This is a genomic window from Mesorhizobium captivum (genome assembly GCF_033977165.1).
In the GTDB taxonomy this organism is placed as follows: domain Bacteria; phylum Pseudomonadota; class Alphaproteobacteria; order Rhizobiales; family Rhizobiaceae; genus Mesorhizobium; species Mesorhizobium captivum.
In genome coordinates this window covers 77,312-97,457 of the sequence record NZ_JAVIJB010000012.1, presented here as the reverse complement: position 1 = coordinate 97,457, position 20,146 = coordinate 77,312, and the positions used below count along the sequence as shown (strand labels likewise).

Here is a 20,146-nt window from a genome sequence, read left to right as displayed (position 1 = left end):
AAAAAATACAGGCGATGTTCAGTATCACGTGCGTCTGCTTGGATACTGTGGAGACAAGCTCTCCTGCTCAAGTACCAGAGCAGAGGTCGCAAGCGCTTCCCACAGACCGCGAACGGCACTCTCCAGCGGTGGTGCATCAGCGGTCCGCATTTGTCTGTCCCTCACAACTCCATGCTCATGAAGCGCGGCGACATCCATGAGATGGGGAAACAAGGACAATCCACGCTCTGCCAACGTGCGTTCCAAATGGCCAAAGATACGAACACCACCATCATCTATGTCACCCCAGTGGAATATCGGCGCTTGGGCTTCCACTGCTAGCCTAACGATCTGTCGCAGATGACTCCGAGACGGAAAGCCACCAGTATAGATGATGAGCGCCGATCGATCGTTATTGATCTCGCGGGCATGCCGGACGAATGAAGTGTAGTTCTCAATAGTCAGGAGATAGTCTACCCGCTCAGACAAGCCAAGCTGGTCCCCCTGTTCCGGCGGTACTCCGTAAAAGCGCAGGGGCGGGAGCGGCTGACCAGCGATCGTAATTGGGCCGCTGACAATCAGGGGTTGAGGCGTTCGGGTCACGCCGAGAGTTGCGAGCCAGTCCGCCGAGTCTAGTTCAGCCGGAGGAGCACGATCTGGATAGAGGCGCTCGAACAGCCTGGGGACGGTCGAGACTAAGCGCTCAAGTGCTTTGCTGGGGGTGCCAGCCAACCGAGAGAACGTACGATAGTCCACCGGTGCAGCGCCGCCGTCGTCTGCACGGATAGCGAGCGCATGAACGAGATCGAGCGATGCGGAAAGACCGGAGCTATCCCCGGGTGCGAGCCCGAATCGGCCAACTCCGCGGGACCAAGCATTCGCAATCTCATCTAGTACATCGAGCGCGCCTTCGGGAAGATCTGGCCGTACGCGCGCTTTACTAAGGGCGATGCTAGCGCTCACTTTTGCAGGCGTCCGATTGACATGAGCATAAAGAACCGTGGGGTCCGCGAGACGGACATTCCCCAAGGCGAATGCGCCTTCGGCCTGCTTACGTTGGACGACTATGCCGCCTGCCTTTTCAACGCCAAACAGCGCCTGAATGAAACGATCACGTTCCTCAACGGTCTGGAGAGCATCTTCGTCGATGTAGGCCAGAATCCTCGACGCCTCCGGATTGGTCTCGTGCCGGTCAAGCAGATCGTGGATCAGCTTGTGGACATCGCCGAACTTCCTTCGGCTCATTCCGCTGCGTCCGAAGCCGGCGAGTTAAGACGCGCAGCGAGCACAGCATCGCTCAAATGCTGTGGGTTCGCAGCGCGCATCTGGGCACGGGCATGAGCCTTGATCCGGACGGTCTCGGCACTGGCACTGTCGCCATGACGAAATACGTCAATGACACTATCGAGGTTCTCATAGACGACGGAGCGCTTCTCCGAAGGAGCTGCGATCACCACTTGAAGCCCGATGTCATCATAAAACTCGAGCAGCGTGCGCTGGTTCGGGCCGTCCATTTTGCTGAATGCCTCGTCGAAGACGGCCAATCCAAGCCCAAGCTCGCTCGTCTCGTATTGCCGTCGGGCGCCATGATAGATGCTCGCTAAGGCAGCGCCGATTACCACATAGTAGGGAACCTGGCGTTCGGCACCGCTCGCAGTTCCTTTGCGCTTGTCGAAGCTGGTCTGCCGGCCCTTCGCGACGTCCTCCATGCGAAGGTCGAAGGTAAAGTAGTTGCGGTAGTCCTGATAAGCCGTGAAATCGAGGGCCTCCTCGCTGAGCAACCGTTCGACCTCGGCGAGGGCTTGTGCATGTTCTTCATTGCGCGGCGTGCCTCGCCCGAACAGCGCCTCGAAGACCTGATCATCATTTTCGCTCTCGCGTGCCAAACGGTGAAGCGACGCAAATTCTTCCTTCGGCCGCGCATGTAGCGTGTAGATTTCGCCATGAAGCGGCCGGGCCTTTAGCGCACGGGTGAGATTGTCGAGCTCGGTCCTGAGGTCATTGAACCTGGCGTTGAGTTCGTGGATGAAAGCCGTACGGAACAGTTGGCCGATTTGTGCTGCCGCTTCGTCGGCCTGTCGCCGGTACTGAATGAGCTCATTCTCCTCGAGCGCCTGCAAATTCGAGGAAACCCAAGGTTTTATCTCAGAGGTGATCGATCCTTGTGTTGCGACCGGGGCAGTGCTGTCGAAGCTTGCGCGGTAGTGACCGAGGGCTTCGCGGATTTCTCCCTCGCACGCTCGATATGCGTCTCGAGCATCATCCGCACGCTTCGACATCTCCTGTGCCACCCGCGACAGCGGCCGCGAGCGCTGAGCAGTGTAGGTCTCACGCAGTGCAACCAATTGGGCACGCGTCCGTACACGATCCTTGAACGCCAAACGCCGGGCCTTCAGACAGTTCCAGGAGCCTGGCTGCCCATCGCCGGCCCCGAGCCGGCGTTGGACGTCGAGATCGGCCTGCTTCAGTTGGCCCCGGCGGCCAACGAGCTCTTCCTTCTCGTCATTGACACTGCGTAGTTGAAGCTTCACGCGATCCAGACCTTGTTGGATCGCTGGATCGACCGTCGCAGCAATCCGGTCCAGCCGCATCTGCAGTTCGATGCGCGTCACGTTATGCTGGTCGATCGCTTCGGCCAGCAAGTCGAGGCGGTCGGCAACCGGCACTTCCTCCAGCAGCGGCTCGAGCTTGCGCCGGATATCGTCGTGGAACCGCTCGGCCTCCAGATGCGTCGCCGCCCAGCCCTGGCGCTCCGCGATCTGGCGCGCCAGCTCGGTTTCCATCAACGGAGCGGCAGCCCGGCCGATCTTGAGGTCCTGCGTGCGCAGCACTTCAACCACGATCCCGCTGTTATATGCGCCGTCGCGCATAATCGCGCGGCCGCCTCCAAGCAACTCGGCTTGTGTGTCAGCCAGACGCACTTGACCCGTTCGGAAACGAATGAAGGCCATAGCAAGCTGATCCTCGCTGGCGAAGATGGTTGCCAGCGAATTGGCCTCGAAGCCGGGTGGTTGTTCGTTCAGGCGCCGGGTATTGACCACACGGCAGCCGCGAAAGCTGTCGCGGCCGGAGCGTAGGATCTCGACCGCGCGAGAAGCGTGCTCGGGCTCGACCAGAACAGCCTCACGATCACGTCCCAGCAGCGCTTCCGCCGCCTCGCGCCAATCAGGATCGGTGATCTCCGCGACCTGACAGAGCGCCCGTGGCCGCATATTTTCCCTCTCGAGCGTGGCCATTAGCCGAACGGTGCGCTCATCGAGCGCGACCTGACCGTTCCGTGCCCGGTCGCGGCGCTCTACGAGATCGGCAATTTCTTCCTGCAGCTTGCGGCGCTGGGTGATCGCGTTGTCGCGGCGGTCGAGTATCTTTGCGATATTGGCCGAAGCAGTCTCGCGCGCGCTCGCGATGAGTTCTTCCATCTCGTGCGGCTCGCGTGGCCATGCCGGCGGCACCTGCCCCTCGCTCTTTCTCTTGAGAGCTTCGAGGCTTTGGAATAGTGCCCCGAGCTTTAGCGATGCTAGGCGATCGCGATGATCGAGCAAGCTGGCGGCGCGGGCAACGGCAACAAATCGTGCCTGCAAGCGCTGCGCGACCGCTTCTTGGGCAAGCTCGACAGCCCTGAGCTCGCTTTGCACCACCGCGCGCTTGCCGGCGACACCTTCTGCTAGGGATTGCGCGACGAGGCTGTCTTGCTGCTCGATTAGCGACTTGATCTCGTCCTCGCACCGCTCGATCATGTGCTGCGTTTGGCCGACCGAAGCACGATTGTCCCGGCGCTCTTTGAGGTTGGCAAGAAGAGCCGAGCCCGCCTCGATCAGTCCCGCCAGCCGGGCGACGCCCCTGGCGATTTCCTCGCGCTCAAGCAAGCTTATGAATCTGGCTACCAGTTCTGCAAGTACTCGCAGTGCCGCAAGCCGTCGTTCGAGTTCGTGGATGTCCTTCTGGATGTCGCGGTAGCGCTGAATGCTCTCCCGTAGCTCGCCAATGTTGATGTCGTTCTTGGCCAAAAGGAATTTGTGGGCGAAGTCTTCAACCGATCGCATGTCCTCGAACGAAAGCGCCATCACAAACGCGCGAACGAAGCGCTCAGGATCGCTATGTCTCCTGCCAGTGAACAGCTGGCGCATATATTCGCGGATATGGTTGCGCGGCCCGTCAGGGCGGATTAGCGCTGTTCCCTTAGCGTTGCAGGACTGCTCCAGGCGATCGCGCACCAATGCCCACGAGGCCGACCGCTGCTTATTGCCTTCCAACTGCTCGACGAGAAGGTCGGTGTCCACACGGATTCCGGGCGCGATGTAGCGCCCGACCACTTGCGCCTCTTCGGTGGCCGAAGCCTCGATACACAGGCCCACACTCACCGGCGGCCGAACACCCTGTGGGTCAGCGAATACGAGCGCGATGTTGGTTACAGCCTCCTCGCGCAAAAATTCATGCTCGTTGAGTTGGCCGAGGCAATAGCCGCGCAAGGTTCGCTCCGATTTGCGACTTCCGGTTTCGCCCGCCGAGCGGTTGAACTGGTACCAGCGCCGAGTACCGCCTGTCATCACGGTCTGGATCAAGTCGATCAGCGTTGACTTGCCTGAACGGTTCTGACCTAGGATCGCTGTGTCGCCCGCAATCGCCAGATCTTCACGGCTGAACAAATGCCATTGTACGAGCGCGATGTGGACGAGCTGCATCATGCTTCGTCGTCCTCATTGGTGTCTGTGTTGTTATCCAGCGGCTCTGCATCGGTGTCTTGAAGATCAGGCCGCGCGAGCAACTCTTCGAGATGAGCGAGGAATTCGTCACCGGCGACGGTTGCTACCAGGGCGCGGATTGTAAGCGGAATATCTTCAAGCTCGTCGTCGAGGTCCCCCAGCCGAACGATGGCACGCCGCTCGAGGGTGGTCACCAGAACTTTAAAGTCACCGATCGAGAGGGTGGGTCGGCGGGCGCGCGCCACCATGTCCTGGTAAGCGTCGTAAGCGGCATTGAGCGTTACAAGCACGCTGCCGTAGCGTTCGATATCGCCTTCCTGGACGCCTTCCTCCCACAGCCTGCGAAAGAGAAGCAACACCAGGGTCTCATCGATTCGCATGCGCGGATGGCTGATCTGCTCCGTATCGGGCAGAATGCCAGCCCATCCCTCGCTCTCGCGCACGATTAATCGATATCCTGCAACGTCGAAATAGTCGGAAGCAAGTCGTTCGACATCCGCTTTGAGCAACGTATCAAGGAGGCCTGACGAGCCTCGATCCTCGACGTGCAAGAACTGGTTGCGCAGCAAATGACTGATCACTTGTCTCACTCGTTGCATGCGGCGTGGATCGCGCGCTTCGAGCGCCTGGAACTCACTGAGCATGGGACCCCTCGAGTGTCACGCTGTCACCCTTGCGTGTGACGGCGAAGCCAGCGCAACTCAGCCAGGCATTGTCAATCCACTCTCCAGGCGAAAAGCCAAACGCCGAAGCGAGATGATCTGCAATTGCGTTGCCGCGGCCATCCTGGTCTGCTGTCAGAATCGAAAGCCGCAAAGTCTCGAACGCAAGAAAATCGTCGATGGTGTCGATCCAGAAGTGCCTGGCATCGGTTACACCCGAAGGGGGAACGCGCCTCTCCAAGAAGCGACTGACTTGTTCTGGCGTCACCGCGAGGCGATTGAGATACTCTCGCTCGAGCTGCTTTCGAAGTTCGCGCAAGGGGTCTGGAGGCGGAAGGACGATGACGCCCCCCGTCACGCTGGTGCGGAAGTTGCGGGCCCGCGCGAGAAGCAGCGGCGACCAATATGTCTGCCGCGGCTCCAGCAACCCGGAAAGACTGAGACCGCCACCGCGTCTCCCGAGCAGCTTGTCAAGCCGAAGCAGGATCGGCTCGCTTCGTTGAAGGAAGGTGCCACCACGACGGCCCGCGTAGCGCACTGTGTTACGCAGGCGCGTTTCGAGGCGGCTTCGATGCTGCTGGATGCGCTCGAACGCTTCCTCGATCTGATCGAAGACGCGCCGAACCTTGTGAAGGTCATCGTACACCTGGTCCCGCGCAGCAGTGATGTCCGCGGCGAGCCGAGCCTCGCAATAGGCTTCGGCGATCGCACCGACGTCGGCGATCGAATCCTCGATCGAATCGAGCGCCGTGAAGATGCGATGACGAAATCGGTAGGGGTGAGAAGTCGTCGAGATCGCAGCATAGTCCTGCAACAGGATCCGCTCGACGAAATCCTCGAAGTAGTGGCGCAGCCTGCGGCCGACGCTGTCGCTTGCCAAGACCTGCTTGTCGATCTCACGCAGCGCGCTCAGTACGCTGCGCAGATAGCGGCCAAATGTGGCGGCGTCGCGCGCAGCTTTGTGCAGCCCCGGTGCGTTCTCCCGTGCATTGAGCTGTAGTGCATCGAGCTCATTCTTTACCTGAATGACCAGGCCGCCCAATTGCTCCGCCAGGCCCTCTTTCAAATTGCACAGAAACTCGGCAAGCCGCATGGCGCCCGCCGGCATGTCCACGGTTACCTTCAGGCCATAACGGCTCTCTTCCATCCAGCCTGTTGCGACCAATCGGTTGTAGATGTGGCGCGCCCGTATCATCGCCTCGTTGGATGCTTGCGGATCGGCCGCTTCCAGCTTCCGTCGCCTGATACGTCGCCCGCGGCGAGCGGCCAACTGGTCGAGAAGGACCGGGGCCTCGTCCTCGCGCCAGAATTCGGCATGCTCGCCCAATAATCCGTAGATCAGGTGGAGGACCTCGCCCTGAGAAGGGAAGTGCAAGTCGGAACGATAAAAACCCTCATAGAGGCCAATCAGGATTCGCTCGTACAAGAAACGGTTGGATCCAGCGAAAAGGGCGAAGATATCGGGGTTCAACTGGCCAAATAGCATCAGGCCGGCGCCTCTTTGGATACGAAGAAATTGTATTTGGCTGTTGCGTGCAGCAGGATCGCTCGCAACGCATGCGCAAATTCAGAATGATAAACTCCCTCGGTCCTTCTAAGCCTCACAGATCAGAGCGGATCGAAATACGGTGTAAACGGCGACTATCGAATATATTGCGAAATCGAGCAAGTAGCGAGCGTAACGCATTATCTGTCGGCGTAGTCACCAATTCACATATGGTCGACAAAGGGGGTAAGAAACGGTCCGGCCGCGACTGGGCGACCTGGCCCCTGTAGCGCCCCACATCATCCCCCCGCCAGCCGCGGCAGCAGGAAAATCTCCGCCCCCGGCGGCAGCTCTTTCGACCACGTGTCGCGATAGATCGTCCCATCAATCGCCACCGCAACGCCGCGATCGATCAGGGGCTCGAAGGCGGGATACTGTTCCGCGAGTTTGCGGAACAGCTCCCTGATGTCCTTGGCCTCGATGTCGACCTTGCTCTGGCCTCCGGCGGCGGCGCTGAGCGAGCCCCAGAGGGTGACTTCGACCATTATCGCCAGACCCTCATTGCATGGTGATGTCAGCCAAAAACCGCTTCGCGCTTTTCGGCATTAGCCTTCCCGTTCGGCCTCGAGCGCGGCGAGGATGCGCGGCGGCGACATCGGGATGTGGGTCATGCGCACGCCGACCGCGTTCGACACCGCATTGGCGATCGCCGCCAGCGGCGGCACGATCGAGGTTTCGCCGACGCCGCGCACCCCGTAGGGGTGGTTGGGGTTGGGGATCTCGAGGATCTGCGTGTCGATCATCGGCAGGTCGGAGCAGACCGGGATGCGGTAGTCGAGGAAGCCGGGGTTCTGCAGCCGCCCGTCCTTGCCGTAGATATACTCCTCGTTGAGCGCCCAGCCGATGCCTTGCGCGGCACCGCCCTGGTACTGGCCCTCGACATAGGTCGGGTGCACCGCCTTGCCGGCATCCTGCACCACCGTGTAGCGGATCACCCTGGTCGAGCCGGTGTCGGGATCGACCTCGATGTCGCAGATATGGGTGGCGAAGGAGACGCCCGCGCCGTCGGCGACGAGCTCGCTGTGGCCGGCGATCGGCCCGCCGGTCTTGCCGGACTGGGCCGCGATCTCCTTCAGCGACAGTTTTCCGAGATTGCCGTGCTTCTCGCCCTTGGCGACCGCATGGCCCTTTTCCCAGGCAACGTCGTCGACGCCGATGTCCCACATCTGCGCGGCGCGCTCGCGCAGCACCTTGATGGCGTTGCGGGCGGCCGAGATCGTCGCCATGGAGGAGGAGAAGGTGCCGCGGCTGCCGTCGGTCATGTCGTTGTAGCCCAGGCTCGAGGTATCGGCGACCACCGCCTTGACCTGGGCATAGTCGATGCCGAGCTCCTCCGCCGCCACCAGCGACAGCGAGGCGCGGGAGCCGCCCACATCCACCGTGCCGACGGCAAGCGAGACCGAGCCGTCCATGCCGATGTTGAGGTCGGTGCAGGTCTGGCCGCCGAAATTGAACCAGAAGCCGCAGGCCATGCCGCGCCCCTGGTTCGTGCCCAGCGGCGCCTTCATGTGCGGATGGCTCTTCACCGCCTCTAGCGTCGGGCCGATGCCGATCGGGCCGTAGACCGGGCCGTAGGAGGCGCGAGTGCCTTCCTGCGCCGCATTCTTGATGCGGAACTCGACCGGGTCCATGCCGATCTCCTTGGCGAGCTCGTCGACCGCGCTTTCCACCGCGAACGCCGCCATCGGCGCCGAGGGCGCGCGATAGGCCGCGGTCTTCGGCCGGTTGACCAGCACCTCGTAGCCCACGGTCTTGACGTTCTCGAGCTTGTAGCAGGCAAACGCGGTCATGGCACCGATCTCGGCCCACATGCCGGCATAGGGGCCGCAAGAGTAGCGCAGGGTCGCTTCCGCCGCAGTGATCGTGCCGTCCTTCCTGGCGCCGATCTTGACGTCGATCGAGGTGGCGCTGGTTGGCCCTGAGGCGCGGAACACCTCGTCGCGGGTCATCACCAGCTTCACCGGGCGGCCGGCCTTGCGCGACAGCGCCAGCGCCACCGGCTCGGCCCAGACATGGGTCTTGCCGCCGAAGCCGCCGCCGATCTCCGAGGAGGTGACGCGCAGCTTGGAAACTTCCAGGCCGAGCAGCTGGGCGCAGTGCTGGCGGTAGACGAAATGGCCCTGCGTGCAGACCCAGAGGTCCGCGGTACCGTCGGGATTGACGCTCGCCACGCAGGCATGCGGCTCGATATAGCCCTGGTGCGTCTGCTCGGTCTTGAAGGAGCGCTCGATAACGAAATCGGCTTTCGCGAAGCCATCGTGGATGTCGCCGTGGCCGTACTGCGTGAGCTTGGTGACGTTGGACGGCTTGACCGGCTTCTCCTCGAGGCCCTCGGTGAAGATGGCGTCGTTGATCAGGGGGGCATGGTGTTTCATCGCCTCGTCGACGTCGGTCACATGCGGCAGCACCTCGTAGTCGACCTCGATCAGCTTCAGCGCCTGCCTGGCGGTGCGGGCGTCGACCGCGGCGACCGCGGCCACCGCGTGGCCGTCATAGAGTGCCTTCTTGCGCGCCATCGAGTTGTCGAGGATGTCGTACATCGCTGTATCGCCATCTGTGAGGTCCGGCAGGTCGGCCGCGGTGATCACCGCCTTCACGCCGGCGAGCTTTTCCGCCTTCGAGGTGTCGATCTTCCTGATGACGGCATGCGCGTGCGGGCTGCGCAGCACGCGCCCGACCAGCTGCCCGGCCATGTTGAAGTCGGCGCCGTAGCGGGCGCGTCCAGTCACCTTGTCGACGCCGTCGGGGCGGATGGGGCGCGTGCCGACGGAAGAGAAATTGCGTCCGGAGTAGCGCGGATCGAAATTCATCTCAGGCTCCCTTCATCACGTTTGCCGCGTCCTGGACGGCGCGCACGATCTTGTCATAGCCGGTGCAGCGGCAGAGATTGCCGGCCAGCCCAAAGCGGATTTCCTCCTCGGTCGGGGAGGGGTTCTTCGCCAGAAGGTCCTTGGCCGCGATCAAAAAGCCTGGTGTGCAGATGCCGCATTGCAGCGCCGCGTGCTCCAGGAACTTCTGCTGCAGCGGATGCAGCTGGTCGCCATGCGCCATGCCTTCGATGGTCTCGACCTGCCGTCCCTCCGCTTCCGCGCCCAGCACCAGGCACGAGCACACCAGCCGGTTGTCGAGGATGACGCTGCAGGCGCCACAGTCGCCGGTGCCGCAGCCTTCCTTGGCGCCGGTGAGACCCAGCCGGTCGCGCAGCACGTCGAGCAGCGTCTCGTCCGGCTGGCACAGATACTCGATCGTGTCGCCGTTGATTGTCGTTGAAACCGCTACACCGGCCATCATTTGCCTCCTGCACGCTCATAGGCGGTCGTGGCGACGCGCTTCGCCAGCACGCCCGCGACTTTCCGTCTGAATTCGATGGTGCCCCGCTTGTCGTCGATCGGGCGGCAGGCGCCCGAACAGACTTTTGCCAGCCGCTCAAGCGTTGCCTCGTCCAGCTTCGAGCCGACGAGAACCTCGGCCGCCTCTTCGACCAGCAGCACCGTCGCTGCCACGGCGCCCAGCGCCACGCGGGCCGATTTGACGACGCCGTTATCATCGAGCGTCAGGTTAACGCCGGCGCTCACCACAGCGATATCCATCTCGGTGCGCGGGATGAAGCGCTGATACGCATCACCCGCATGCGGCGGACGCTTGTCGAGCAGGATCGCCTCGATGATCTCGCCCTTGGCTAAAGAGGTTCGGCCCGGCCCGGTCGGCACGGCCTCTACCGCGACTGTGCGCTTGCCCGCAGGCCCGGCAACCACCGCCTTGGCGCTGGCGGCCACCAGCGCCGGCACGCTGTCGGCAGCGGGCGAGGCGTTGCAGAGATTGCCGACGATGGTGCAGCGTCCCTGCACCTGCTTCGAGCCGATCAGCTTGGCAGCCTCGACGACGCCCGGCCATGCCTTCTTCAGCGCCGCGTTCTCGCCAAGCACGGCGCAGGGCACCGCGGCGCCGATCCTGAAACCGTCAGCCGTTTCGGTGATGTCGCTCAAGCCTTGGATCGCCTTGATGTCGACGATCAGCTCTGGCTCGACAAAGCCGCCCTTCATTCTCACCAGCAGGTCGCTGCCTCCGGCGAGAATGGCGGCCGGGCCGGCCGCGCCGGCCAGCAGGCCCACGGCATCTTCCATTGATTGCGGACGTATGTAGCGCATCGTCTCCCCATAGCTAATGGCAAATCTCGGCGACCGTTATAAAGACTCTCCTCATAATGGCCATCCGCTTCCTGCATTGCACCATCCAAGTCAGGCGGGCTGGCCCTAATTCTTGCTCCGGCTCTTTGGTCCAGGGGCTAAGCATGTCTCCCGAAAGGGGGAACCGGTTTCGGGACAAAGACATGCGTAAAATCAAAAACCTATCCGTTCGCGCCGAGCCGGCCAAGCCTTCACCATGGCTTCCGGCGCGGTAAGGGGGCACGAGCGGCTGCGCTTCGCGGGTTCGAAGCCGAGATCTATGTCGAAGCGCCCATCCGCGCCCGCACCAGCGTCGCGGCGGCGTGGCCGGCGGCCGTGATGTAGTCGGGATCGTGATGGATCAGCATGCTCGAAAAGGCGCCGTCCATCAGAAGCACGATCTCGCGCGCCAGCGTCTTCGGCTCGCGCACGCCATGGCTAGAAAGCTCGCCCGCCAGCCATTTCTCGAAATTGCTCTTGTGGCGGGAGCCGGCCTTCACCGCCGGATGTCCAGGCATCGCGGCGAGTTCGGCGGCCGTGCGCAGGAAGCCGCAGCCCTTCCATTTGACGTGCCGCGCCACGCGCGCCAGGTGGGTGAAGATCGCCGTGACCTTCTTGTCCGCGCCACCCCCCGCAGCCTCGAACCAGCCGGCCATCTGCTTGAGGTTAGGCTGGTCGCGGCTGTCGAGATAGGCCGTGATCAGCTCGTCCTTGCTCTTGAAATGGTAGTAGAGCGTGCGCTTGGTCAGCCCCGCTTTTTCCGCCACGGCATCGACGCTGACGCGGCCGATGCCTTCGGCATAAAACAGCTTTGCCGCCGCGTCGACGAGGCGCTTTCTGGTTGGATTGGCCATTTCGCTCATCCATAAAGTATACCGACTAGTGAATATACAAACAAGCTGAAAGCTGATCCTCTTCGGTCGTTCACGCCCGAAAGGAATGGATAATGACCGAGCCTGTGCTGTGCGAAATTCGCGACCGCATGGCGCCGACCGCCGATCCAGACGAGGCGCGGCGCGCCTCGCTGGCGTTGGACCGGGCGGCAGGTCAGGGCGCCACCTCCAGGTGACCCTTCATGTTGGGGTGGAGGCGGCAGAAATAGTCGACGGCACCCGCTCGGCTGAGCGTGATCTTGCCCTTCGCCTTCGGCGGGATCATCACCTCCCAGCCGCCTTTCACCGTGGCGGTGTGGGCGATCACATCCTTGTTCGTCCACTCGATCGTGTCGCCGACCTTGGCCTGAACGCTCGCCGGCGAGAACACCAGCTTGTCGATCGTCACCTCGATGGTGGCGGCGAGCGCCGGCGAGGCGACAAGCGCCGGCGCGACCGCGAGCAGCAAAAAGCTCGCTCTCATTTCAGCGTGCCGGCGACATGCTCGGCATGCTGCTCATGCCCCTGGAAGATTTTCAGGCCGGTCTCGAGCAGGCTCTTCAATTCGGCGTTGCTGGCCGAGGGGATAAGCAGGGTTTCGAGCGCACCGTCGACCTGCTTGTGATAGGCCACCTCGTTCTCGATATAGGCCTTGTCGAAGGCTGCGCCCTTGAGCTTCGCCAGCTTGGCGCGCTCTTCCTTCGCCGCCTTGGTCAGCGCCTGGCTGGTGGCGTTGTCTTCCGGCGTGACTTTCAGTTTCTTCACCAGGTCGAGCGCCTGCTTGTTCACGGCCTCGTGGTCGCGCTCCATGTCCTTGGCGAAGTCGACGACTTCCTTGGTCTTCGACTTCTTGATCGCCAGCTTGGCCGCTTCGATGTCGAGCGTGCCGGCCGTGTAGGCGATATGGGCGATCTGCGGGTCGGTGGGCTTCTCGGCGGCTTGCGCGTAAGGCGCGGCGCTTGCAAGCAGCAGGGCGGCGAGTGCTGCGGTCGGTCGGATAAACATGGCATCTCCTTCGCCCTGCGGCGCAAGGCCTCGGGCTTGTTTGGTGTTGACGGCCATTGGATGCGGGAAGGGGCGAAACGTTCCCGGCGTTTTCGTTTTCGCCAGTGTGGGGGTGGAGCAAAGAGCGAGTACTTCTTCGCCGCGTTCCGTCACACCCCCCTGGCGTTCAAGTGTTAGGACGAAGCCTCAGTCCTCGAACCCCAGCCTCTTCATCACCGCCTGCGTCAACCGCTCGCAGCGCCGGCCGGCGAAGGGGAAGGCGTCGAGCAGCACCGGGCCGATCTCGTCGTCCAGCGCCTTGCGCACCAGGGTACGCGCCCGGTGCAGCCTGGTCTTCACCGTCTCCGGCCTGATGCCGAGCAGATCGGCGGTTTCCTCGATGCTCAGCCCCTCGATGACGCGGGCGACGAACACTGAGCGATAGACATCGGGAAGGCTGTCGGTCGCCCGTTCGACAAGCCCGAGGATCTGCCGCTGCGCCATCGTCCGCTCCGGATCGTCGCTCGGGTTCAAGTCGTTTGGGTTCAGGGGAAACCGGATGATCTGCGCCTCCGCGGGCATGGCCACCGTGCGCTTTCGCTTGCGCAGCCGGCCGAGCGCCTCGTTGATGACGATGCGCGACAGCCAGGTGGCCAAGGAGGCATCGCCGCGAAAAGCCTCGAGGCTGGCGAAGGCGCGCATATAGGCCTCCTGCACGACGTCCTCGGCCTCGGCGTCGTTGCGCACCACGCCGCGCGCAATGCGGTAGAGCCGCTGGTTGTGCGTCTTGATAATGACGCGGAAGGCGCCAGCTTCGCGTGCCAGCGCCCGACGCACCAGCGCCATGTCGCCGTCATCGGCTGCGGCGATCGCGGCGGCTTGCAGTGCGGGCTTCCTCATCGCGTCCCGATCTCCCGGAGGCGTTGCGTTCGGCAATTGGATGCGCCTGCGGGCAAAAGGTTCCCGAGCTTTTCGCGGCCTATGCTACAGCTTTCAGCGGCGGCCTGTCTGCAGTCTGCACGCGTGCCGCGGCGGCGAGTTGTGGTCGAGAAGCTGCTTGCGCGCCTCCTCGGCGCTGGCGTTCTCCGGCACCGAGATCACGTCGCGCGACATGATGTCCTGGCAAAGCAGCGTGCGCTGCGCGCGCACCATCGCCTGCAACTCGACCTGGCGCAGCAGCCTTTCGATATCGTCGCGGTCGATGTCGAAAGTCTCGTCGAGGGCGGCAAGAGCGGCGTCGACATCCTCTGGGCGGAAACCGACACGCTCCGCCGGCGGCCGGTCGGCGGTGCTGTGGCTGTTGGCCACGGGGACATGCACATGCGGATAATTGCGCCGCGACAGCTTGTGGAACAGGAAGCCGAGCGTCACCAGTATGATCGAGTTCAGCGCCACCGGCACGAAGGGAAACAGGAAGCCGGCGCTGATCACGGCCGGCCCGCCAAGCACGCCGGTGAGGGCTGCGGCACCGCCCGGCGGATGCAGCGAGCGCGTGAACGACATGGCGGCAATGGCGAGCGCCACCGCCAGCCCCGAGGCGATCACCGGGTTGTGCACGAAATGCGCCACCGTCACGCCGACCAGCGCCGAGATGGTATTGCCGCCGATGATCGACCAGGGCTGCGCCAGCGGGCTCGACGGCACGGCAAAGAGCAGCACGGCGGATGCGCCCATCGGCGCCACCAGCATCGCCACATGAGGTCCGCTACCCATGGCGAGCCCGCTGATCACGCCGGTCAGCGCGATGCCGATGGTCGCGCCGATGCAGGCGGTGAGCCGTTCGCGGAGCGTCGCGCCGGCAAGGATCGGAACGAAGAGGCGGAACGCCATGGCAGGCCCTTGGGATCAAATGGCTGGAATTTGCGCTGCTCGCAATGCCGCCGAAGCCACGGATTTGGAAGTCAAACCAATCTGTGTATTCGCGGCCGGAGAGAATATTATTGCGTGAGGCGGCGCGTGCGACATACCGCGAGCGGCCTGCGCTTTCCCAATCGCGCCAAGGCGTTACCAGCGTTTGCGGAATTTGCCTGGCAACGGATCAGCTCGTCACTCAGCCTGCTTCGGCGGCTGCGGCAAGCCCGCGCTGGATATCGGCCTCGAGGTCCTCGACGTCCTCGAGCCCGATCTGTAGGCGGATTAGCGGACCGGCATAGGAGCCCTTGGCGATGGTGCGGTCGCCGAGGAAGACCGGCACGGCAAGGCTCTCATAGCCGCCCCAGGAATAGCCGAGACCGAAGATGGTCAGCGCGTCGAGGAAGGCATGTTGCTGTTTTTGCCCGCCGCCCTTGAGCACGATCGAGAAGATGCCGCTCGAGCCGCAGAAGTCACGCTTCCACAGCGCGTGGTCGGGATGGCTTTCCAGCGCCGGATGCAGCACCTGCGCCACGCCCGGCTGCTCCTCCAGCCAGCGCGCGATGTCGAGCGCGCTCTTCCGGTGATGTTCGAGCCTGACACCCATCGTGCGCAGGCCGCGCAGCACCTGGTAGACGTCGTCCGGCCCGGAACAGCAGCCCAGCGTGCAGAAGCCTTCATAGAGCTGCTTCCAGCAGGCCTCGTTGGCCGAAACAGTGCCGAGCAGCACGTCGGAATGGCCGGCCGGATATTTGGTCGCCGCATGGATCGAGATGTCGACGCCATGGTCGAGCGGCTTGAAAAAGAGCGGCGTCGCCCAGGTATTGTCCATCATGACGATGGCGCCTGCCGCATGCGCGGCCTTTACGATCGCCGGAATGTCCTGGATCTCATAGGTGTTCGAGCCCGGCGATTCGGTGAACACCACCCTGGTGTTGGTCTTGATCAGCTGGGCGATGCCGGCGCCGATGCGCGGATCGTAATATTCGATCTCGACGCCGAGGCGCTTCAGCATGGTGTCGGCGAAATTCCGCGTCGGATGGTAGACCGAATCGACGATCAGCAGATGGTCGCCGGCCGAAACGAAAGTGAGCAGGGGCACAGTCACCGCCGCGAGGCCGGACGGCACCGCGATCGTGCCGGCAGACCCCTCCAGCGCGTCGACGGCGAGCGTCAGCGCATCCATGGTTGGCGTGCCGCGCGTGCCGTAGGTGTATTTCTGGCTGCGCGACGCCATCGCCGCGGCGTCGGGATAAAGCACGGTCGAGGCATGCACGACGGGCGGATTGACGAAGCCGAAATAGTCGCGCGGATCGTTGCCGGAATGGGCAAGCCGCGTGTTGATGCCGATCTCGCTGCCGTCTTTCGCCATAGTTCGTTGCCCGTCATAGTGTGTCAGGGGTCCAGCCATAGAGCGGCGGAACTGGCCGCGCAACCGCTCCGAGCCCGCCAAGCGTTAGTGTTTGGATGGGCCAAACAAAAGATCGCCGGCTCATCGTTTGCGCCCGCTGCGCACTTCCCGGCCGGACACCTGCTGAAGGTGGCCCGCACGCCGTCCGCCGCTATGAATCATGCCAGTCCTTCCATCGTCGGCGACAGTAGTAACGGGCAGGAATTCTCGTAACGTTCAAAATTTTCGGGGGCCTGATTTGCCGGTTCCGGATGCAACTCTTGACCAAATCGCGGGCGCTTTTGGCTGCAATTCGGGCATTTGCGGCAATCGGTTTTCAAACCCGTCGCAATTCGGTCATTTCCCTTGACCTCACAGGAATAATCGCCTTCGATGCGTTTCGTGAATGGGAGGCAGTGCATCGGCAATGATGCGGGTCTGGAGTGGGCCGAAGTGGGAGCTGCATTCACATATGAAAAAAAGATCAGGGCTGCCTGGGAAGCAGGGGCGCCTGTAGCAGAAAAGGGTCTGTGGGTCATGAAACACATTGCAATCGGCATTCTTGGCGCCGCCGCGCTCGGGTTTACGGCATCGGCAGCTTCGGCCGGCACGCTGGATACCGTGAAGCAGAAGGGCTTCATCCAGTGCGGCGTCTCGACCGGCCTCGCCGGCTTCTCGGCGCCGGACGACAAGGGGGAGTGGCAGGGCATCGACGCCGACTTCTGCCGCGCCGTCGCGGCCGCTGTCTTCGGCGACGGCACCAAGGTCAAGTTCACGCCGCTCAGCGCCAAGGAACGCTTCACCGCGCTGCAGTCTGGCGAGGTCGACATCCTGTCGCGCAACACCACCTGGACGATCAACCGCGACACCGCCCTTGGCCTGAACTTCGTCGGCACCACCTACTATGACGGCCAGGGCTTCATGATCAACGCCAAGAAGCTGCCGGGCGTGAATTCGGCGCTGCAGCTTTCGGGCGCCGCCGTCTGCGTGCAGAGCGGCACCACGACCGAGCTCAACCTCGCCGACTACTTCAAGTCGAACAAGATGGAGTACAACCCCGTCGTGTTCGAGAAGCTGGAAGAGGTCAACGCCGCCTATGACGCCGGCCGCTGCGACGTCTACACCACCGACCAGTCTGGCCTCTACGGCATCCGCCTGACGCTGGGCGCGCCGGCCGACCACGTCGTGCTGCCCGAGATCATCTCCAAGGAGCCGCTCGGACCGGCCGTACGCCAGGGCGACGACCAGTGGTACCACATCGTCAAGTGGACCTATTTCGCGTTGCTCGACGCCGAGGAACTCGGCATCACCAAGGCCAATGTCGACGAGATGAAGAACTCGGATAACCCCGAGATCAAGCGCGTGCTCGGCACCGAGCCCGACTCCAAGATCGGCACCGACCTCGGCGTCTCCAACGACTGGGTCGTCAACATCGTCAAGGCCGTGGGCAACTACGGCGAAATGTTCGAGCGCAATGTCGGCTCCGGCAGCCCGCTCAAGATCGCGCGCGGCATCAACGCGCTGTGGACCAAGGGCGGCCTGCAATACGCTCCGCCGATCCGCTGATCGAAATGTGATCCGGGGGGCAGGTAGTCTGCCTCCCGGTTTCTCTTTTCAGGGGATGGTCGCATGGCTTCGCAGGAAATCCTTCGTGAGGAGCCGAGTCGCGGCTCCCTCATCAATGACCCGAAAATACGCAGTCTCTTCTTTCAGACGCTCGTCATCGTTTTGCTGTTCGGCTCGATCTGGTGGATCGTCCACAACGTCATCGACAATCTGCAGCGCCTGCACATCGCCTCCGGCTTTCAGTTCCTGAGGGGCAGGGCGGGTTTCGACATTTCGGACACGCCGATCGCCTACACATCCGATTCGACCTACGGCCGCGCCTTGGTGGTTGGGTTGCTCAACACCATCATCATCGCCGTGGCCGGCGTCATTACCGCGACCATCATCGGGTTCATCATCGGCATCGGCCGCCTGTCGCAGAACTGGCTGATCCGCAAGATCTGCACGGTCTACGTCGAGGTCTTCCGCAACATCCCGCCGTTGCTGGTCATCTTCTTCTGGTATTCGGGCGTGCTGGCCGTGCTGCCGCCGCCGCGCGAGAGCTATCATCTGCCGTTCGGCTCCTTCCTCAACCAGCGCGGGTTCTACTTCCCGCGCGTGTTATGGGGCGAAGGTTCGTGGCTTATCCCGGTCGCCTTCCTTGTTGCGGTCGCCATGGCCTGGTTCGTCGCCCACCGGGCGCGCCAGCGACAGATGGCCACGGGCCAGCAGTTCCCGGTGTTGTGGACCTCGGTCGCGCTGATCGTCGGCCTGCCGGTGCTCGCATTCCTGCTCAGCGGCATGCCGCTCACCTTTGATTTTCCGAAACAGTCGACCTTCAACCTGACCGGCGGCTTCCAGGTCAAGCCGGAGTTCCTGTCGCTCTATATGGCGCTCTCCTGCTACACCGCCGCCTTCATCGCCGAGATCGTGCGCGCCGGCATCAGGGGCGTGAGCAAAGGCCAGACCGAGGCAGCCGGCGCCCTTGGCTTGCGCTCCGGCCCGATCCTGCGCCTGGTCGTCGTGCCGCAGGCGATGCGCATCGTCATCCCGCCGCTGACCAGCCAGTATCTCAACCTGACCAAAAACTCGTCTCTTGCGATCGCCATCGGCTATCCGGACCTCACCGCCACTGCCGGCACCGTGCTCAATCAGACGGGGCAGGCGGTCGAGGGCGTCCTGATCATGATGATCGCCTATCTGGTGCTGAGCCTCGTGACCTCGGCGGTCATGAACGTCGTCAACGCCAGAATGGCATTGGTGGAGAGGTAGGGCCATGCAGGAACACGACTTGTCCTGGGTGCGCACCGAGATGGCGCTCGCTCAGCCGGCGCCGCCCACCGAGCGCGGCGCCTACGCCTGGGTGCGCAAGAACCTGATCGCCACGCCCGGCGACACCATCCTCACCATCATCGGCATCGCCATCGTCGCATGGATCTTGCCGCAGATCATCAACTGGGCCTTCATCAGCGCACAATGGACCGGGCCGAACCGCACGGTCTGTGCCACGGTCGCGCAGGGCGGTATCCAGCCTGACGGCTGGAGCGGCGCCTGCTGGGCCTTCGTCAACGCCAAGTTCGGGCAGTTCATCTTCGGTACCTATCCGATCGAGGAGCGCTGGCGGCCGATCCTGGTCGCCGTCCTGTTGGTGGCGCTTCTGGTACCGATGCTGATCCCGCGCGTGCCGCGTAAGGGGCTGAACGCCATCCTGCTTTTCCTGGTGTTGCCGGTCGTCTCCTTCTTTCTCCTGTCCGGCGGCGTGTTCGGCTTGCCTCAAGTCGAGACGTCACGCTGGGGCGGCCTCCTGGTCACGCTCAGCCTTTCCTTCGTCGGCATTGTCGTGTCGCTGCCGCTCGGCACCGTGCTGGCGCTCGGCCGCAGATCGAAGATGCCGATCGTCAGGCTCTTGTGCGTCATCTTCATCGAGTTCGTGCGCGGCATTCCGCTGATCACGGTGCTGTTCTTCGCCAGCGTCATGCTGCCGCTGTTCCTCCCCGCGGGCGTCACCTTCGACAAGTTCCTGCGAGCGCTGATCGGCGTCTCGCTGTTCGCCGCCGCCTACATGGCGGAAGTGGTGCGCGGCGGCCTGCAGGCGATCCCGAAGGGGCAGTATGAGGGCGCCGATTCGCTCGGCCTCGGCTATTGGCAGAAAATGGGGCTGATCGTGCTGCCGCAGGCGCTGAAGCTGGTCATTCCCGCCATTGTCAACACCTTCATCGGCATGTTCAAGGACACCAGCCTGGTTCTCATCATCTCGATCTTCGACCTGCTCGGCGTGGTCAAGCAGAACCTGTCCGACGCCAACTGGGCGACGCCGCAGACCGCCAGATCCGGTCTGATCTTCGCCGCCTTCGTATTCTGGCTGTTCTGCTTCGGCATGTCGCGCTATTCAATGTACACCGAACGCCGGCTCGACACCGGTTACAAACGCTGATCCATGTCGCCCAA

Annotated in this window: 17 protein-coding genes and 1 pseudogene; 4 read left to right on the top strand and 14 right to left on the bottom strand. The window is 62.9% G+C overall.

What is annotated here, in order from left to right:
• Positions 1-24: 24 nt before the first annotated feature.
• The 9 genes from RFM40_RS12930 to RFM40_RS12890 all read right to left on the bottom strand — a co-directional run bounded on the left by RFM40_RS12930 (position 25) and on the right by RFM40_RS12890 (position 11,919).
• Entirely contained in the window at positions 25-1,224 is a 1,200-nt protein-coding gene (locus tag RFM40_RS12930) for a Wadjet anti-phage system protein JetD domain-containing protein (protein WP_320226281.1), read from the bottom strand.
• Positions 1,221-4,664 carry an SbcC/MukB-like Walker B domain-containing protein gene (locus RFM40_RS12925; protein WP_320277632.1) on the bottom strand — a complete coding sequence of 1,148 codons (3,444 nt, stop codon included), beginning with the start codon at positions 4,662-4,664 and terminating at the stop codon, positions 1,221-1,223. Before RFM40_RS12925 ends, RFM40_RS12930 begins: the two co-directional genes overlap by 4 nt.
• Positions 4,661-5,326, bottom strand: a complete 666-nt coding sequence (locus RFM40_RS12920) for a DUF4194 domain-containing protein (protein ID WP_320226283.1) — start codon at positions 5,324-5,326, stop codon at positions 4,661-4,663. Before RFM40_RS12920 ends, RFM40_RS12925 begins: the two co-directional genes overlap by 4 nt.
• Entirely contained in the window at positions 5,316-6,830 is a 1,515-nt protein-coding gene (locus RFM40_RS12915) for a Wadjet anti-phage system protein JetA family protein (RefSeq protein WP_320226284.1), read from the bottom strand. Before RFM40_RS12915 ends, RFM40_RS12920 begins: the two co-directional genes overlap by 11 nt.
• A 299-nt stretch (positions 6,831-7,129) precedes the next feature.
• Positions 7,130-7,375 carry a MoaD/ThiS family protein gene (locus tag RFM40_RS12910; RefSeq protein WP_320226285.1) on the bottom strand — a complete coding sequence of 82 codons (246 nt, stop codon included), beginning with the start codon at positions 7,373-7,375 and terminating at the stop codon, positions 7,130-7,132.
• Positions 7,376-7,435: 60 nt separating this feature from the next.
• Positions 7,436-9,700 (bottom strand): xanthine dehydrogenase family protein molybdopterin-binding subunit, encoded by a 2,265-nt coding sequence (locus RFM40_RS12905; protein ID WP_320226286.1) that lies wholly within the window; start codon positions 9,698-9,700, stop codon positions 7,436-7,438.
• A gap of 1 nt (position 9,701) precedes the next feature.
• Positions 9,702-10,178 (bottom strand): (2Fe-2S)-binding protein, encoded by a 477-nt coding sequence (locus RFM40_RS12900; protein ID WP_320226287.1) that lies wholly within the window; start codon positions 10,176-10,178, stop codon positions 9,702-9,704.
• Positions 10,178-11,038 (bottom strand): FAD binding domain-containing protein, encoded by an 861-nt coding sequence (locus RFM40_RS12895; RefSeq protein ID WP_320226288.1) that lies wholly within the window; start codon positions 11,036-11,038, stop codon positions 10,178-10,180. The genes RFM40_RS12900 and RFM40_RS12895 overlap by 1 nt, the downstream gene beginning before the upstream one ends.
• A 296-nt stretch (positions 11,039-11,334) precedes the next feature.
• Positions 11,335-11,919 (bottom strand): TetR/AcrR family transcriptional regulator, encoded by a 585-nt coding sequence (locus RFM40_RS12890; RefSeq protein ID WP_320226289.1) that lies wholly within the window; start codon positions 11,917-11,919, stop codon positions 11,335-11,337.
• 83 nt (positions 11,920-12,002) lie between these two features.
• On the opposite strand from RFM40_RS12890, the gene RFM40_RS12885 reads away from it, so the two are divergent.
• Positions 12,003-12,125, top strand: coding sequence for a hypothetical protein (locus RFM40_RS12885; RefSeq protein WP_320226290.1), 123 nt, complete (start codon positions 12,003-12,005; stop codon positions 12,123-12,125).
• Here RFM40_RS12885 and RFM40_RS12880 read toward each other — a convergent pair.
• From RFM40_RS12880 to RFM40_RS12860, 5 genes and pseudogenes are all read right to left on the bottom strand, one after another.
• Positions 12,104-12,412: a cupredoxin domain-containing protein gene (locus RFM40_RS12880; RefSeq protein ID WP_320226291.1), complete on the bottom strand. Its 309-nt coding sequence runs from the start codon at positions 12,410-12,412 to the stop codon at positions 12,104-12,106. The genes RFM40_RS12885 and RFM40_RS12880 overlap by 22 nt on opposite strands.
• On the bottom strand, positions 12,409-12,933 hold the full coding sequence (locus RFM40_RS12875) for a DUF4142 domain-containing protein (protein ID WP_320226292.1): 525 nt from the start codon (positions 12,931-12,933) through the stop codon (positions 12,409-12,411). Before RFM40_RS12875 ends, RFM40_RS12880 begins: the two co-directional genes overlap by 4 nt.
• A gap of 186 nt (positions 12,934-13,119) precedes the next feature.
• Positions 13,120-13,812 carry an RNA polymerase sigma factor gene (locus tag RFM40_RS12870; RefSeq protein WP_320277631.1) on the bottom strand — a complete coding sequence of 231 codons (693 nt, stop codon included), beginning with the start codon at positions 13,810-13,812 and terminating at the stop codon, positions 13,120-13,122.
• 138 nt (positions 13,813-13,950) lie between these two features.
• A pseudogene (locus RFM40_RS12865) lies at positions 13,951-14,742 on the bottom strand (HPP family protein); the annotation flags it as partial.
• A gap of 220 nt (positions 14,743-14,962) precedes the next feature.
• On the bottom strand, positions 14,963-16,135 hold the full coding sequence (locus RFM40_RS12860) for a cystathionine beta-lyase (RefSeq protein WP_320226294.1): 1,173 nt from the start codon (positions 16,133-16,135) through the stop codon (positions 14,963-14,965).
• A 555-nt stretch (positions 16,136-16,690) separates the two neighbouring features.
• Here RFM40_RS12860 and RFM40_RS12855 point away from each other — a divergent pair.
• The 3 genes from RFM40_RS12855 (at position 16,691) to RFM40_RS12845 (ending at position 20,132) form a co-directional block, all read left to right on the top strand.
• Complete coding sequence (locus tag RFM40_RS12855; protein WP_320226295.1) at positions 16,691-17,719, top strand: amino acid ABC transporter substrate-binding protein; 1,029 nt, start codon at positions 16,691-16,693, stop codon at positions 17,717-17,719.
• Positions 17,720-17,782: 63 nt separating this feature from the next.
• Positions 17,783-18,970, top strand: a complete 1,188-nt coding sequence (locus tag RFM40_RS12850) for an amino acid ABC transporter permease (protein ID WP_320226296.1) — start codon at positions 17,783-17,785, stop codon at positions 18,968-18,970.
• 4 nt (positions 18,971-18,974) lie between these two features.
• Positions 18,975-20,132, top strand: coding sequence for an amino acid ABC transporter permease (locus RFM40_RS12845; RefSeq protein ID WP_320226297.1), 1,158 nt, complete (start codon positions 18,975-18,977; stop codon positions 20,130-20,132).
• Positions 20,133-20,146: the final 14 nt, after the last annotated feature.